This is a genomic window from Streptomyces sp. NBC_01669, assembly GCF_026339735.1.
Taxonomy (GTDB): domain Bacteria; phylum Actinomycetota; class Actinomycetes; order Streptomycetales; family Streptomycetaceae; genus Streptomyces; species Streptomyces yanii.
The window spans coordinates 4793940-4809678 of record NZ_JAPEQG010000001.1 but is presented as its reverse complement, the minus strand read 5'-3'; the positions used below and the strand labels follow the sequence as shown (position 1 = coordinate 4809678).

Sequence of the window (15739 nt, the reverse complement as noted above, 5' to 3'; positions counted from 1 at the left end):
TGGTGCGTCCGCATTCCGGAGGGTCGTGGGGGAATCTGTGAGCCATGAGATTCCTGGTGCGTGAGCGACTGTTCGCCGTCGGCGACGACTACTGGATCGAGGACGTGGACGGGCGCAAGGTCTTCCTCGTCGACGGCAAGGCGATGCGGGTGCGCGACACCTTCGAGCTGAAGGACACGCAGGGCCGGACCCTGGTCGAGATCCGGCAGAAGCTGCTCAGCCTGCGCGACACGATGCTCATCGAGCGCGACGGCGAGCAGCTCGCCAAGGTCAAGCGGAAGCGGCTCTCGCTGCTGCGCAACCATTACCGGGTGACGCTGGTCGACGGCACCGAGCTCGATGTCAGCGGCAAGATCCTGGACCGCGAGTTCGCCATCGACTACGACGGCGAACTCCTGGCCCAGATCTCACGGCGGTGGCTGACCGTGCGGGACACGTACGGCATCGATGTCGTACGGGAGGACGCCGACGCGGCACTGCTCATCGCCGTCTCGGTGTGCGTCATCGTGCTCGCGGACAAGGAGCACGACAGCTGACCGGGACGTTTCACGTGAAACCGGGCCCCGCCCGACGGTGGTGCGAAGTCCGGTCCGACCGATGCGTCAGCAGCCGCTCGACGGCGGGGCGAGACCGAGCCGCCGATCCTTGAGCGCCGGGAACTGCTCGCGGGTGGCAACGACCTTCGCCGGGTCGAACTCCACGGTGAGCACCTCCTCGTCCGCGCCCGCCTCGGCGAGCACCTCGCCCCACGGGTCGACGGCGATGCTGTGCCCGGCCTGCTGGACCCCGGCGTGGGTGCCGGCGGTGCCGACGGCCAGGACATACGCCTGGTTCTCCACGGCACGCGCCTGGGCGAGCAGCGTCCAGTGGGCGCGGCGCCGCTCCGGCCAGCCCGCCGGGACGACGAGCGTCTGCGCACCGGCGTCGACAAGGCCGCGGAACAGTTCGGGGAAGCGCAGGTCGTAGCAGGTGGCGAGGCCGAGCGTGGTCTGTGGCAGGGCGACCGTGACCAGGTCCTCGCCGGCGCCCATCATCACCGCCTCGCCCTTGTCGAAGCCGAAGCGGTGGATCTTGCGGTACGCGGCAGCGCGCTCGCCCTCGGGCGTGAAGACCAGCGAGGTGTTGTAGAGCGTGCCGTCGTCGGCGCGCTCCACGAAGGAGCCCGCGTGCAGCCAGACGCCGGCGTCGGCCGCGGCCTTCGCCATCAGGTCGTGGGTGGGCCCCTGGAGCGGTTCCGCCTCGTCGGCGAAGGCGGTGTACGCGAACGCGCCGACCGGCCAGAGCTCGGGAAGGACCACCAGATCGGCACCGCGCTGGCCCGCGACCAGGGAAGCGGCTCGATCCCTACGGGAATTGACGGATTCGTCCGGTTCTACTGCGATCTGGATGAGGGAGGCGCGCACACTACCACCGTCCTGGCATTCGAGCCGTCAACACGGGCCTACGATCGTCACACGAAAGCACTGCCGGGGTGCCTGCTCGCAGCGTAACTTAGCGACCGAACCTCCCACGCAGCCCACAGCCGCCGCCCGCCGACCGCGCCAGCAGTCCAGCCCATGCACCGCAGAACCGCACGAGGGGTCCCGTGACCGTCCATCCCAGCCTCCAGACCTACGCCGATGCCTGGACCCACTCCATCGAGTCGATAGCCGAGCTGGTGACGCCGCTCGCCGAGGGGGAGTGGAATCGCCGTACACCGTGCCCCGGTTGGTCGGTGCGCGACATCGTCTCGCACATCATCGGCATGGAGTGCGAGCAGCTCGGCGATCCGCGGCCGATCCACACGCTGCCGCGCGATCTCTACCACGTACAGAACGACTTCACCCGTTACATGGAGATGCAGGTCGATGTGCGGCGCCACCACACCGCACCCGAGATGACCTCCGAGCTGGAGTACACGATCATCCGCCGCTCGCGTCAGCTGCGGAACGAGTCGCGTGCCCCGGAGACCATGACCCGCGCGCCACTCGGCGCCGAGCAGACCCTCGAACTGGCACTGCGGATGCGGGCCGTCGACGTCTGGGTCCACGAGCAGGATCTGCGTACGGCGCTGGGCAGGCCCGGCAATCTCGACTCCCCCGGCGCCACCATCACCCGGGACACGCTCCTCGCCGCGCTGCCGAAGGTGGTCGCCAAGGACGCGGGCGCACCGCCGAATTCGGCGGTCGTGCTCGATGTGCACGGACCGATGGAGTTCCTGCGCACGGTCAGGGTCGACGCGGACGGCCGTGGTTCGGTGGACGGTTCGCCGTCGCTGGGGCCCGCGGTGACGCTGGCGATGGACTGGGAGACGTACGTCCGGCTGGCCTGTGGGCGGGTCCGGGCGACGGCGGTCGAGGACCGGATCAAGGTCGAGGGCGACCAGGAGCTGGCGACGGCGATCCTGCAGAACTTCGCCGTCACGCCGTAACGGCACGGTCGGCGGCGCCCGTCCTCGTGAGGCGAAGAGACGGGCGCGCCGCCGGACCGGCCGCTGCAGGTGTCACGCGGGCACGTGCACGGCCTCCACGCGGCTGACCACATGGTGGTTCCGCTCGCGAAGCGTGGCGCGGGCATGCAGCCGCAGGATCTGTACGACCCCGAGAGCCTCCAGGACGAAGACCGAGGCGAACGCGATGCGGTAGTTGTCCCCCGTCGCATCGAGCAGCACACCGACGGCGAACAAGGTCGTCATCGAGGCGATGAAACCACCCATGTTGACGATCCCCGATGCGGTGCCCTGGCGCTGCGGCGGGTTGGCCGGGCGTGCGAAGTCGAAGCCGATCATCGAAGCGGGTCCGCAGGCGCCGAGCACCGCGCAGAGCGTGATCAGCAGCCACATCGGCGCATGGTCGCCCGGGTACAGGATCGTCGACGCCCACATGACGGCCGTCACCGCGACCGTGCCGAGGGCCAGCGGGGCGCGCGCGGCATGGTGGCGGGCGATGACCTGTCCGTAGACGAGGCCGACGGCCATGTTGGAGAGCACCACCAGGGTGAGCAGCTCCCCGGCGGTGGACTGGCTCAGCCCCTGCGCCTCCACCAGGAACGGCATCCCCCACAGCAGCAGGAACACCATCGCCGGGAACTGCGTGGTGAAGTGCACCCACATCCCGAGGCGGGTGCCGGGCTCCCGCCACGAGGCGGCGATCTGCTTGCGTACGTAGGCGGCGCCCGCGTGTTCGACGGGCGGCGGCTCGTGCCCCTCGGGGTGGTCCTTCAGGAAGAGGAGGAGCAGGACGAGGACCACGACCCCGGCGGCCGCGCTGCCCGCGAACGTGGCGGTCCAGCCGAAGCCGTGCAGGGCGCGGGCGATGAAGAGTGTGGAGACGAGGTTGCCCGCCATGCCGAAGAGCGCGGCGATCTGGCCGATCAGCGGTCCGCGCCGGGCCGGGAACCAGCGGGCGCCGAGCCGCAGCACGCTGATGAACGTCATCGCGTCGCCGCAGCCGAGCAGCGCCCGGGAGGCCAGCGCCATGCCGTACGACGGGGAGAGCGCGAAGCCGAGCTGCCCGACGGTGAACAGGACGGCCCCGAGAGTGAGGACCTTCTTGGTGCCGAGCCGGTCGACCATCAGGCCGACAGGTATCTGCATGCCCGCGTAGACGAGCAGCTGAAGGATGGAGAACGTCGACAGCGCGGAGGCGTTGACGTCGAACCGGTCGGCGGCGTCGAGACCGGCGACCCCGAGGCTCGTACGGAAGATGATGGCGACGAAGTAGACGGCGACGCCGATGCCCCAGACCCGGGCGGCCCGCCGGCCGCCGGGCGGATCACCGGGCAGGGACAGGGTGGGAGCGGCAGCAGAACTCACCGGTCCTCACCCCGGACCAGCACCTTGACCCGGCTGACATGGCGTCGTACGACCTGCGCGGCACCGTCCGCGTCCCCGGCCCTGATGGCCTCCAGCAGCTCGGTGTGCTCGGTGATGTTGGCGGCGATCCTGCCGGGATGCGCCTCCATCACGGCGACGCCCATCCGCAACTGCCGGTCGCGCAGCTGGTCGTAGAGGCGCGACAGGATCTCGTTGCCCGCGTTGCGGACGATCTCGGCGTGGAAGCAGCGGTCCGCGACCGACACGGCGGCCAGGTCCCCGGCCGCCACCTGCCGCCGCTGCTCGTCGAGCAGTTCCTCCAGGCGGGCGATCAGCTTCGCCGAGGCGGGCACTGCCTTGCGGGCGGCGAACTCCTCCACGAGCAGCCGGGTCTCCACCACGTCCGCGATCTCCTGCGCGGAGACGGCAAGCACCAGGGCCCCCTTCTTCGGATAGAGCTTGATCAGCCCTTCGACCTCCAGCCGCAGCAGCGCCTCGCGCACGGGCGTACGGGAGACGCCGACGGCCTCCGCGAGGTCGCCCTCGGTGAGGAGCGTGCCCCCCTCGTAACGGCGGTCGAGGACCGCCTGCTTGATGTGGGTGTAGACGCGTTCGGCGGCGGGCGGCTGCTTGGCGGGCGGGTGCGTCACGACAGGGGGTGCGGCAGGCATGCACACAGCATAGATACAACATGAACGCATGCGTGGCACCGTCCGGAATCTGGACGGTAAAACCCCGGAAATTACCCCGGGATTCAGCACATCCATTCACGCACCTCGTGAGTCTCACCACCGAGCGGCACCGTCATGCGGCCGCATTCCAGGGGCATTTGGAGCGTTCAAGTTGAAAATCGGCATTAAGGGCATACACCGCGTTTCCGCCACTGCCACCGTGGCCCTCACTGCGGGTGCCGTCATCGCGGGCAGCGTCTTCGCCTCCGCGGCGCAGGCTGCCACGCTGCCCACCCCCACGATTGCCGCCAAGGGCGGCTACGTGATGAACAACGGAACCGCGAAGACCCTCTACTCGAAGGCTGCGGACACCCGTCGCGCCACCGGCTCGACCACCAAGATCATGACGGCCAAGGTGGTACTGGCTCAGACGAACCTCAACCTGGATTCCAAGGTCACGATCCAGAAGGCGTACAGCGACTACATCGTCGCCAAGGGCGCCTCGTCGGCACGCCTGATCGTCGGCGACAAGGTCACCGTCCGCCAGCTCCTCTACGGTCTGATGCTGCCGTCCGGCTGCGACGCCGCGTACGCGCTCGCCGACAAGTTCGGCACCGGCACCACCCGCGCGGCCCGTGTGAAGTCGTTCATCGGGAAGATGAACGCCTCCGCCAAGTCCCTCGGTCTGACGAACACCCACTTCGACTCGTTCGACGGCATAAGCAATGGCTCGAACTACTCGACGCCGCGCGACCTGACGAAGATCGCCAGCAGTGCGATGAAGAACTCCACGTTCCGCACGGTCGTGAAGACCAAGTCGACCACGCAGAAGGTCACCACGAGCAGCGGTGGCTACCGCTACATGTCGTGGACCAACACCAACAAGCTGCTCGGCAGCTACACCGGTGCGATCGGCGTGAAGACCGGTTCCGGTCCGACGGCCGGGTACTGCCTGGTGTTCGCCGCGACCCGTGACGGCAAGACGGTCATCGGCACCGTCCTGGCGTCCACCTCCGAGACGACCCGGACGGCGGACGCGAAGAAGCTCATGGACTACGGCTTCTCGAAGTAGTTCCCCGCCCCGCTCCCGGGGCCACGAGGAGGGGTCCGCCGCACAGTACGGCGGGCCCTTTCCTGCACCCGGCCGCGGGCTCCCCACCGTCATTCGGCCTGAAAGGGCAATGCACACATTGACCACCATTCCTCGTGGGAGGCTCCGCAGCGTCGCCGCGCTGTCGGTCGCCGCGACCTCCTGCAGTCTGCTCACCGCCGTGAGTGCGACGCCCGCTGCTGCGGCGACCAGTTGCACCTCGCCGGTCTTCAAGCGGCAGTTCTTCGCGAACACGTCGTTCTCCGGTACGCCGAAGAAGACCGACTGCGACTCGGTCATCGACCAGAACTGGGGCACCGGCGCCCCCGCCTCCGGCCTGCCGAAGGACAACTTCGGTGTCCGCTGGTCCCTGACCCGGGACTTCGGCTCCGGCGGCCCCTTCGCCTTCACCGCGGCAACCCGTGACGGCATTCGCGTGTACGTCGACGGGGTGCGCAAGATCGACATCTGGAAGAACGTCTCCACCACCCAGAAGAAGACGGTCAACGTCACCGTCCCTGCCGGGAAGCACTCCCTGCGCATCGACTTCGTCAACTGGACGGGCTCGGCCAACGTCACGTTCGGTTACGCACCGAGGACGTCGGCCACCGTCGACAAGGTCAAGCCGCTCAGCCCGGTCGGGGTGAAGGCGGTCCTCGACAACGCCACGGCGAACGCCAAGGTGACCTGGTCCGCGAACAAGGAGATGGACCTCGCCGGCTACCGCGTCTACCGCCGGCTCAAGGGATCCAGCACCTTCGCCCTCGTGAAGACGACCACCGCAACCTCGTACGCGGGGGTCCCGCCCGAGGGCGGGAAGACGTACTACTTCGAGGTCCGCGCCTATGACAAGGCCGGAAACGTCTCCACCGGCAGTACGGACATACCGCTGACCACCGTCGCCGTCACCCCCCCGGCGGACTTCGCCGCGAAGGGCATCGACGCCGGGATCGCGCTGACCTGGAAACCGGTCCCGGGCGCGGTCCGCTACCACCTGAAGCGCGACGACCAGCACGGTCACGTGTCGGTCCGCTCCGTCACCGCCACGGCCTTCACCGACACCACGGTGAAGCGCTCCGAGAAGTGGACCTACCAGGTGGCCGCCGTGGACGGCGCCGGGCGCGCCTCCGCGTACGGCCCCGCCGTCGCGGCCTACCGTCCGGTCGCGGCGCCGCGGGACATCGTCGCAACGCCGGGGATCAGCAGTGCGACCTTCACCTGGACGACCGATCACTCCGTCGACGGCGATGTGTACGACTTCCACGTCTACCGTTCCGAGACGCTCCCCGTGGACACCTCGGCCGCGCCGGTCCGCTGCAGCACCACCTGGAAGACGCTCGGCGACGGGCGGCTCCAGTACACCTGCACCGACACCTCCCCGGCCGGCGGCCTCACCTACCACTACGTGATCAAGGCCTACGACAACTCGGGCAGGGAGTCGGTTCCTTCGGCCACGGTCGAGGTCACCACGCTCGCCAGGGACGTGACCCCGCCCGCGCCGGTCACCGGGCTCACCGCCAAGGCCACCGAGTACGGCATCGAGCTGCACTGGAACGCCAACACCGAGCCCGATCTCAAGCGGTACGTGGTGTACCGCGGAGAGCTGATCGACGGCGAGGACGAGCGGGTCTGCTACGGCACCTCGTCCGAGTACCTCGACGCGGCCACCACGTCCTACACCGACGAGCGGCTGCCCGACGGTGAGGAGCGGTGCTACTTCATCGACGTCGAGGACACCTCCGGCAACTCCAGCTTCCGGATGACGCACAGCGCCGAGGTCGCCGTCGTCACCGAGCTGGACCTGACCCCGTCCGTCGAGACACCGGCGGGCTCCCCGCTCACGCTCACCGCGACCCGGGGCACCACCGGCACCTCGGTGGACCTGTCCTGGAACACGGTCGCCGATGCGAGGGGCTACCTGGTCGAACGGTGGAACCCGACCGCGGGCGCGTACGAGAAGCTGACCGCCGACCCTGTCACGGACGTGTCGTACACGGACGCCACCGCTCCGACCGGCACCACCCACTTCTACCGGGTGACCGCCGTGTACGCCGACGACACCCGGTCGGCGCCCGCCGGGGACTGGGTGATCCTGGCCCCCGCCGAGTGACCTGACCCGGCAGAAAGAAGCGGGCCTGCGCGAAGATTCCTTCCGCGCAGGCCCGCTTCTTCCGTCTCACACGGCCATCAGGCCCAGGTGATCAGCCTCTTGGGCTGTTCCAGGATCGCGGCGACATCCGCCAGGACCTTGGAACCGAGCTCGCCGTCGACCAGACGGTGGTCGAACGACAGCGCCAGCGTGGTGACCTGACGGGGCTTCACCTTGCCCTTGTGGACCCACGGCTGCAGCTTGATCGCACCGACGGCGAGGATCGCGGACTCGCCCGGGTTCAGGATCGGCGTACCCGTGTCGACGCCGAAGACGCCGACGTTGGTGATCGTCACCGTGCCGCCCGCCATGGCGGCGGGAGACGTCCTGCCGTCCCGGGCCGTGGCGACCAGCTCGCCCAGTGCGGCGGCGAGCTGCGGCAGGGTCTTGTCCTGCGCGTCCTTGATGTTCGGCACGATCAGACCGCGCGGCGTTGCGGCCGCGATGCCCAGGTTCACATAGTGCTTCTGCACGATCTCCTGGTTGGCCTCGTCCCAGGCAGCGTTGATCTCCGGGTTCCGCTTGATCGCGACCAGGAGCGCCTTGGCAATGATCAGGAGCGGGTTGACCCGGACCCCTGCCATGTCCTTGTCGTCCTTGAGCTCCGCCACGAGCTTCATCGTGCGCGTGACGTCGACCGTCACGAACTCGGTGACATGCGGTGCGGTGAACGCACTGCCGACCATGGCCTGCGCAATGGCCTTCCGCACACCCTTGACCGGGATTCGGGTCTCCCGGGCACCCGGCACCGGGGCGGGCACGGTGGCGGTGACCGCCGGTTCCGGGACCGTGGCCGAAACCGGGGCGGGTGCGGGCGCCTGCACCGGTGCGGGCATGGCCGCCGCGTGCACGTCCTCGCGCGTGATGATCCCGCCCTCACCGGTCGGGACGACCGTGGCCAGGTCGATGCCCAGGTCCTTGGCCAGCTTGCGCACCGGCGGCTTGGCGAGCGGGCGGCTCTCCGGGACGGCCGGTCCGCGGCCGTTCAGCTCGCCCTGGATCGCGGCAGTCGCGGCCGCCGGCTGCTCGGCGCCCTTACGGGCGCGGCGCTTGGTGGAGGACTCGGCCACGCCGTAGCCCACCAGCACCGGCTGGCGGCCCTTCGGCGCCTCCGGTTCCGCGGCCGGTTCCGGTTCGGCCGGAGCCGGAGCCGCCTGTGCAGCCGCGTCACCGCTGCCCGGCGCCACGTCCACCGCGATGATCACCTGGCCGACGTCGACGGTCGTGCCCTCGGCGAAGCGCAGCTCGTGCACCACGCCGTCGAACGGGATCGGCAGCTCCACGGCCGCCTTCGCGGTCTCGACCTCGCAGACGACCTGGCCGTCGGTGACGGTGTCGCCCGGCTGTACGTACCACTTGAGGATCTCGGCCTCGGTCAGTCCCTCGCCCACGTCGGGCATCTTGAACTCACGGAAGCGAGCAGACGCTTCGGTCATCGTCGTCACGACCCCTCTCCTCAGTACGCCAGCGAGCGGTCGACGGCGTCGAGCACCCGGTCCAGGCCCGGCAGATACTCGTCCTCGAGACGCGCCGGCGGATACGGGACGTGGTAGCCGCCGACCCTGAGCACCGGTGCCTCCAGATGGTAGAAGCAGCGCTCGGTGATGCGGGCGGCGATCTCGGCACCGGAGCCGTAGAACACCGGCGCCTCGTGGACGACGACCAGCCGGCCGGTCTTCTCGACCGAGGCCTGGACGGAGTCGAAGTCGATCGGGGACATCGACCGCAGGTCCAGGACCTCGATCGACTTGCCCTCCTCCTGGGCGGCCGCGGCGGCCTCCAGGCAGACCTTCACCATCGGGCCGTACGCGGCGAGGGTGAGGTCCGAGCCCTCCCGTACCGTCGCGGCCTTGTGCAGCGGGCCGGGAATGAGGTCGGTCTCGACCTCGCCCTTGTCCCAGTAACGCCGCTTCGGCTCGAAGAAGATGATCGGGTCGTCGCTCTGGACGGCCTGCTGCATCATCCAGTAGGCGTCCGAGGCGTTGGACGGCGAGACCACCTTCAACCCCGCGACGTGCGCGAACAGCGCCTCGGGCGACTCGCTGTGGTGCTCGACGGCGCCGATGCCGCCGCCGTACGGGATCCGGACGACGACCGGCAGCTTGATCTTTCCGAGCGCGCGGGCGTGCATCTTCGCGAGCTGCGTGACGATCTGGTCGTACGCGGGGAAGACGAAACCGTCGAACTGGATCTCCACGATCGGCCGGTAGCCGCGCAGGGCCAGACCGATCGCGGTGCCGACGATGCCGGACTCGGCGAGCGGCGTGTCGATGACCCGGTCCTCGCCGAAGTCCTTCTGGAGCCCGTCGGTGATCCGGAAGACCCCGCCCAGCTTGCCGACGTCCTCACCCATGATGAGGACCTTGGGGTCGGTGTCGAGGGCCTTGCGCAGCGACTCGTTGAGCGCCTTCGCGATGGACATCTTTTCCAGGGCCATGACTAGTTGCCCTCCTCGGCGAACGAAGCCTGGTAGGCGGCGAACTGGGCGCGCTCCTCGTCGACGAGGGGGCTCCCGTCGGCGTACGCGTGGTCGAAGATCGCCATTCGGTCCGGGTCGGGCATGGCCCGTACCGCTTCGCGGACCCGCTTGCCGAGAGCCTCGCTCTCCTCGTCGAGCGCGGAGAAGTACGCCTCGTCGGCGAGCTCCTGCTTCTCCAGGTACGTACGGAGCCGCAGGATCGGGTCCTTGGCCTCCCAGGAGGCGCGCTCCTCGTCCGCCCGGTACTTCGTCGGGTCGTCGGAGGTGGTGTGCGCGCCCATCCGGTAGGTGAACGCCTCGACGAGGGTGGGGCCCTCGCCCCGGCGGGCCCGCTCCAGCGCCGACTTGGTGACGGCGAGGCAGGCGAGTACGTCGTTGCCGTCGACCCGGACGCCGGGGAAGCCGAAGCCCTGCGCGCGCTGGTAGAGCGGGACGCGGGTCTGCCTCTCGGTGGGCTCGGAGATCGCCCACTGGTTGTTCTGGCAGAAGAAGACGACCGGGGCGTTGTAGACCGCGGAGAAGGTGAACGACTCGGCGACGTCGCCCTGGCTGGAGGCGCCGTCCCCGAAGTACGCGATCACGGCGGAGTCCGCGCCGTCCTTGGCGACGCCCATGGCGTAGCCGGTGGCGTGCAGGGTCTGCGAGCCGATGACGATCGTGTACAGGTGGAAGTTGTTGCTGTTCGGGTCCCAGCCGCCGTGATTCACACCGCGGAACATCCCGAGCAGATTGGTCGGGTCGACCCCGCGGCACCAGGCGACACCGTGCTCACGGTAGGTCGGGAAGACGTAGTCGTCGTCCCGCAGCGCCCGGCCGGAGCCGATCTGCGCGGCCTCCTGACCGAGCAGCGAGGCCCACAGACCCAGTTCGCCCTGACGCTGCAGGGCAGTCGCCTCGGCGTCGAAGCGGCGGGTCAGGACCATGTCCCGGTACAGACCGCGCAGCTCGTCCGCGGTCAGGTCGATGGTGTAGTCCGGGTGCTCCACGCGCTCGCCCTCGGGCGTCAGCAGCTGTACGAGCTCGGGCTCGGAACTCTGTGGCGTCTTCGCGGCGCTGGTCCGCTTGCTGCTGCGTCGCGGTTTGCGCGCGGCAGTGCTCTCCACGGTCACGTGCGTGCTCCTCCGTCGGTCCGGCCCCCGGGGTCTGCCGGGAGACCAGTGCGGCTCGCCTGTGTCCGTACCCGTGCACGGGGTGGGTGCCGCTCGGCCGGGAACAGGCGTGACAGGTGCCCCGGCGAGCGCCCTGTCAAAGGCACGTTACCCAGTGCATCACGCAACTGCGAAACCCTATCTGACCTGCGATTTTGCTTGGATATCCAAGTAAATCGAGAAATTCGGGAACTCTCGCTGGTCACAGCACTGGCAACGGCCTTGCGGGCCGCCGGAACAACGGCACGTTATCCCGCCGTTCAGCGGCAGGGAAGAGGGGAGTGTGTGAGACTGCGATTGTGCGCGAAGAAGGAAAAATCACCGTATTTCTGTTGGACGACCATGAGGTCGTGCGACGCGGGGTCCATGAACTTCTCTCGGTCGAGGACGACATCGAAGTCGTCGGCGAAGCCGGTACGGCGGCGGACGCACTGGTGCGTATCCCCGCCACCCGGCCCGATGTGGCGGTGCTCGACGTGCGGCTGCCGGACGGCAGCGGGGTGGAGGTCTGCCGGGAGATCCGTTCCCTGGACGACAGCATCCACTGCCTGATGCTGACCTCGTACGCCGATGACGAAGCCCTCTTCGACGCGATCATGGCGGGCGCGTCGGGATACGTGCTGAAGGCGATCCGCGGCAATGAGCTGCTGAATGCGGTACGGGATGTGGCGGCCGGAAAATCGCTGCTGGACCCGGTCGCGACCGCGCGTGTCCTGGAGCGGCTTCGGGAGGGAAAGAAGGGCCGGGGTGACGACAAGCTCGCGAGCCTCACCGACCAGGAGCGCAAGATCCTCGATCTGATCGGCGAGGGGCTGACGAACCGGGTGATCGGCGAACGGCTCCATCTCGCCGAGAAGACGATCAAGAACTATGTCTCCAGCCTGCTCTCCAAGCTGGGCATGGAGCGCCGCTCGCAGGCCGCCGCCTATGTGGCGCGCCTCCAGGCCGAGCAGCGCTGAGCAGGTACGGGACGGGGCCGTGGGCGCCTTCCCTCCTCCCCGGCGGGGCCGCGCCCCCGGTGACTTTCGGGACTTTGGTCCCGGACCACCCGGGGCCGCGGCCTCTTTCTGTACCCGCCGCCGTATCGCAGAGTGGAGCGCATGTCCTCTGAGGAACTGCAAGCGATCGAGCTGCTTGCCCGGGTGCCGTACGGCCGGCTGGCGACGACCCGGCGGGCGCTCCCGTATCTGGCGGTGGCCCGTCACATCGTGATCGACGGCCACGTCGTCCTGCGGATGCACAGCGGACTCGGGTACCACGCCTCGTGCGACGGCACCGTCGTCGCCTACGGGGCGGACAATTTCAACGCGGTGACCTCCGGCGACGGCGGCGACCTGTGGTCGGTCCAGTTCACCGGCCCTGCCGAGATCGTGCATCCGACCGAGGAGCAGCGCGAGCGCTTCGGTGCGGCACCTCGGGAGGTCAACGGCGAACCCTTCGAGCCGGTCTTTCTCCGCCTCGCTCCGCACTTCGTCACGGTGCACACTCTGGGCTTCCACGCAAGTCAGGCGAACCGACACGCAGCGTGATCTACCATCTGGCGAGTGCCGCGCTCATCTGTCATCCTCCAGCCTGTTCCTCCGGTCGGCGAGGTGCTGCGCCGCTACCCGGACACCGGTGACCCCCTCAGCTGCAAGCCCCTCACCAAGGGCCTCCTCAACCACGGCTACCGCGTCTCCACCACCCGCGGCTCGTACTTCCTCAAACACCACCTCGACGACTCCACCGGCGACCGCGCGACGATCGTCCGCCAGCACCGCGCCACCCAGCGGCTGCAGTCGCTGGGGGTTCCGGTCGCCCCACCCGTCGAGGACACGGAGGGTGACACGGTCACGGAGATCGACGGCCGGTGCTACGCACTGCACCCCTGGGTGGACGGACTGCACCGCGTCGGCGCCCAGCTGACCCTCGCGCAGTCGGAACGGCTCGGGACGCTCCTCGGAGCCGTACACACGGGGCTCGCGCAGGTGATGGAGACGGGGGCGACCGGGGGGCGCGGGCATGCCAGCCCGGACGCCGTCGACACGTTCGCGCTGATCGACGACCTGCTGGCCGCGGCGCGGGACCGCCGCCCCCGGGACTCCTTCGACGAACTGGCCGAGCACCGCCTCGTCGAGCGGCGTGCCCTGCTGGAACGGCACGCCGACCGCCGGCCGCCCACCCCCGACATCCCGGCGACCGGCTGGGTGCACGGCGACTTCCACCCGCTGAACGTGCTGTACCGGGACGCCGACCCGGTGGCGATCATCGACTGGGACCGGCTGGGGGTGCAGCCGCGCGCCGAGGAGGCGGTACGAGCCGCGGCGATCTTCTTCGTACAGCCCGCCGGGAAACTGGACCTGGCGAGGGTACGGGCCTTCGCACGGGCCTACCGGTGTGCGGTCGGGGCGGGCACCTGCGAGCTGGCCGCCGCGGTGCACCGGGTGTGGTGGGAGCGGCTCAACGACTTCTGGATACTACGCTGGCGCTACCGCCTGGACGACCGAAGGGCCGACCCGCAGTTTCCTGCGGTGTCGGCCCTGGCGGTCTGGTGGACGCGGGAGTACGAGGCGGTGCGCGACGCCTTCACGGGGTGAGGGCGGGCAGGGCCACAGGGGCTCTACTGAGGCGTACCGCCGACCGCGCTGCCACCGGGGCTGCCGCCGTCCGCACCGGCGACGTCGCCGCCGCCCGGCGTGCCCGGAGCGGTGGCCGTGTCACTCGGCGCCGGGGTCTCGCCACCGGTCGTGCCCTCGTTCGTCGTGCCGTCGGACGTGCCGGTGTCCGGCGGGGTGGCCGTGTCGGACGGGGTCTCGGACGGCTTGCTCGGCGAGGGGGACGAGGAGAAGGACGGCGGTTTGCTCGACTGCTGCTCGCCACCGGTGGTGTCGGCCGGCGGCGGGACGATGTCCGTCTGCTCGTCGGTCGGCTCCGCCGAACTCTCCTTCGTGGCAGGGGAGCTGGAGGTCGTGGGGGGCGGTTGCCGGTGGTTTTTGTCGTTGTTGTCCGCGGCGTTCACCGCGATGGCGACACCCGCCCCGATCGCGATCAGCGCGAGGACGACGAACAGCCAGAGCTTGCCGCGGCCGCCACCGCTGCGGTGTCCGCCGTCGTACCCGCCGTCGTCCGGATTCATCGGCGGCAGGATCGGGCTCTGCGAGGTGTCCCCGTGCTGCGGGTGCCCCATCGCCATCGTCCCGCCGGGCATGCCCATGGCAGGGGTGTTGCCGCGCTCGTGCGCGGTGACCGGTCCGGTGTTCCACGTGCCCGTGTGCCCGCCCTGCACCTGGAGCATCTGCAGGCCGTACTGGACCAGCCCGCGCATCTCCTCGGCGCTCTGGAACCGGTCGTCCGGGTCCTTCGCGAGCGACCGCATGACGAGCCCGTCCAGCTCAGGTGGCACCGCGTCCATGATCTCGGACGGCGGGACCGGAATGTCCTGAACGTGCTGGTACACCACGGAGAGCGGTGTCTCACCCGTGAACGGGGGCCGCAGCGCGAGGAGTTCGTAGAGCAGACAGCCGGTGGCGTACAGGTCGGAGCGGTGGTCGACGGCCTTGCCCAGCGCCTGCTCGGGGGAGAGGTACTGCGGCGTGCCCATGACCATGCCGGTCTGGGTCATCGTCGACTGCGCGCCGTGCAGCGCACGGGCGATGCCGAAGTCCATCACCTTGACCGCGCCGGAGTTCGTGATGATCACGTTGGCCGGCTTGATGTCACGGTGCACGATGCCGTGCTGGTGCGAGTACGCGAGGGCCTCCAGCACCCCCGAGACGATGATCAACGCCTGCTCGGGCGGCGGCGCCTCGGCGTTGAGCAGCAGATCGCGGATGGTGCGGCCCTCGACGAGCTCCATCACGATGTACGGGACGGTCTGGCCGCCCACGACGTCCTCACCGGAGTCGTACACGGCGACGATCGCATGGTGGTTGAGGCCCGCGACGGACTGTGCCTCACGCGTGAACCGGGCCTTCGAGACCGGGTCCTCGGCAAGATCGGAACGGAGCAGCTTCACCGCGACCGTACGTCCCAGCCGGACGTCCTCCGCGGCAAAGACCTCGGCCATGCCACCCCGGCCCAGCCGGTGCGTCATCCGGTAACGTCCGTCGCCGACCACACCTCCTATGCCCCAGGAGTCGGCCGCATCCGAAACTCCGCCGCCGTTTGCTTCGGGTTCGGGTGCCATCAGTCCTCGCCGTCGTATCTGTCCGCACGTCCGCGGGTTCTCACGGTGTCTTGCATGCCTTGCTGCATTGCCACGTCACGCTACAGGCTCTGCCGGACACCCGGTCCTGAGAGGGACGGGCCATCAAACCGGCTGCCGCCCCACTCACGCAAATTCCATGCTTTTCCTGTAACGCTTCCGAGACGCTTCTTGTGCGTAGGGTCACGGAACGGGCACCCGGCTTGACGTGTCGTACCCCTCGGGC

At 69.3% G+C, this 15739-nt stretch carries 14 protein-coding genes; 7 read left to right on the top strand and 7 right to left on the bottom strand.

All coding sequences use genetic code 11. The annotated features are described in order from the left end of the window. Nucleotides 1-44: 44 nt before the first annotated feature. Complete coding sequence (locus tag OG972_RS21565) at nt 45-536, top strand: LURP-one-related/scramblase family protein (RefSeq protein WP_266983875.1); 492 nt, start codon at nt 45-47, stop codon at nt 534-536. Nucleotides 537-602: 66 nt separating this feature from the next. Here OG972_RS21565 and OG972_RS21560 read toward each other — a convergent pair whose 3' ends face one another. Then, complete coding sequence (locus OG972_RS21560) at nt 603-1403, bottom strand: carbon-nitrogen family hydrolase (protein ID WP_266983873.1); 801 nt, start codon at nt 1401-1403, stop codon at nt 603-605. Between the two features lie 182 nt (nt 1404-1585). Between OG972_RS21560 and OG972_RS21555 the strand changes: the two genes are divergently transcribed. Continuing rightward, nucleotides 1586-2410 (top strand): maleylpyruvate isomerase family mycothiol-dependent enzyme, encoded by an 825-nt coding sequence (locus OG972_RS21555; protein WP_266983872.1) that lies wholly within the window; start codon nt 1586-1588, stop codon nt 2408-2410. 72 nt (nt 2411-2482) lie between these two features. Here the strand turns inward: OG972_RS21555 and OG972_RS21550 are convergent, their stop codons facing one another. Together OG972_RS21550 and OG972_RS21545 are read right to left on the bottom strand one after the other, a co-directional pair. Then, nucleotides 2483-3793 carry a nitrate/nitrite transporter gene (locus OG972_RS21550; protein ID WP_266983870.1) on the bottom strand — a complete coding sequence of 437 codons (1311 nt, stop codon included), beginning with the start codon at nt 3791-3793 and terminating at the stop codon, nt 2483-2485. After that, nucleotides 3790-4464: a GntR family transcriptional regulator gene (locus tag OG972_RS21545; RefSeq protein ID WP_266983868.1), complete on the bottom strand. Its 675-nt coding sequence runs from the start codon at nt 4462-4464 to the stop codon at nt 3790-3792. The genes OG972_RS21550 and OG972_RS21545 overlap by 4 nt, the downstream gene beginning before the upstream one ends. Before the next feature lie 172 nt (nt 4465-4636). Between OG972_RS21545 and OG972_RS21540 the strand changes: the two genes are divergently transcribed. Next, complete coding sequence (locus OG972_RS21540) at nt 4637-5536, top strand: D-alanyl-D-alanine carboxypeptidase family protein (RefSeq protein ID WP_266983866.1); 900 nt, start codon at nt 4637-4639, stop codon at nt 5534-5536. Nucleotides 5537-5654: 118 nt separating this feature from the next. Next, the gene (locus OG972_RS21535; protein ID WP_266983864.1) at nt 5655-7664 is read left to right on the top strand and encodes a PA14 domain-containing protein; all 2010 of its coding nucleotides are present in this window, start codon (nt 5655-5657) and stop codon (nt 7662-7664) included. 77 nt (nt 7665-7741) lie between these two features. Here the strand turns inward: OG972_RS21535 and OG972_RS21530 are convergent, their stop codons facing one another. The 3 genes from OG972_RS21530 to pdhA are packed head-to-tail and all read right to left on the bottom strand — an operon-like array spanning nt 7742 to nt 11291. Beyond that, nucleotides 7742-9148, bottom strand: a complete 1407-nt coding sequence (locus tag OG972_RS21530) for a dihydrolipoamide acetyltransferase family protein (RefSeq protein ID WP_266983863.1) — start codon at nt 9146-9148, stop codon at nt 7742-7744. A gap of 11 nt (nt 9149-9159) precedes the next feature. Next, a complete protein-coding gene (locus OG972_RS21525; RefSeq protein WP_266983862.1) occupies nt 9160-10140 on the bottom strand; it encodes an alpha-ketoacid dehydrogenase subunit beta in 981 nt (326 codons plus the stop codon). A 2-nt stretch (nt 10141-10142) separates the two neighbouring features. Further along, entirely contained in the window at nt 10143-11291 is a 1149-nt protein-coding gene (pdhA, locus tag OG972_RS21520) for a pyruvate dehydrogenase (acetyl-transferring) E1 component subunit alpha (protein WP_266983861.1), read from the bottom strand. Between the two features lie 338 nt (nt 11292-11629). Between pdhA and OG972_RS21515 the strand changes: the two genes are divergently transcribed. The 3 genes from OG972_RS21515 (at nt 11630) to OG972_RS21505 (ending at nt 13906) form a co-directional block, all read left to right on the top strand. Then, complete coding sequence (locus OG972_RS21515) at nt 11630-12289, top strand: response regulator transcription factor (protein WP_266983859.1); 660 nt, start codon at nt 11630-11632, stop codon at nt 12287-12289. Nucleotides 12290-12430: 141 nt separating this feature from the next. Continuing rightward, complete coding sequence (locus tag OG972_RS21510) at nt 12431-12859, top strand: pyridoxamine 5'-phosphate oxidase family protein (RefSeq protein ID WP_266983858.1); 429 nt, start codon at nt 12431-12433, stop codon at nt 12857-12859. Between the two features lie 63 nt (nt 12860-12922). After that, complete coding sequence (locus OG972_RS21505; RefSeq protein ID WP_266990638.1) at nt 12923-13906, top strand: phosphotransferase; 984 nt, start codon at nt 12923-12925, stop codon at nt 13904-13906. 23 nt (nt 13907-13929) lie between these two features. On the opposite strand, the gene OG972_RS21500 is transcribed toward OG972_RS21505, so the two are convergent. Continuing rightward, a complete protein-coding gene (locus OG972_RS21500; RefSeq protein WP_266983856.1) occupies nt 13930-15495 on the bottom strand; it encodes a protein kinase in 1566 nt (521 codons plus the stop codon). Nucleotides 15496-15739: the final 244 nt, after the last annotated feature.

Coding starts and splice junctions, on each gene's coding strand:
- OG972_RS21510 (WP_266983858.1), top strand. CDS start 12,431: ATGTCCTCTGAGGAACTGCAAGCGATCGAGCTGCTTGCCCGGGTGCCG.
- OG972_RS21565 (WP_266983875.1), top strand. CDS start 45: ATGAGATTCCTGGTGCGTGAGCGACTGTTCGCCGTCGGCGACGACTAC.
- OG972_RS21500 (WP_266983856.1), bottom strand. CDS start 15,495: ATGGCACCCGAACCCGAAGCAAACGGCGGCGGAGTTTCGGATGCGGCC.
- OG972_RS21525 (WP_266983862.1), bottom strand. CDS start 10,140: ATGGCCCTGGAAAAGATGTCCATCGCGAAGGCGCTCAACGAGTCGCTG.
- OG972_RS21545 (WP_266983868.1), bottom strand. CDS start 4,464: ATGCCTGCCGCACCCCCTGTCGTGACGCACCCGCCCGCCAAGCAGCCG.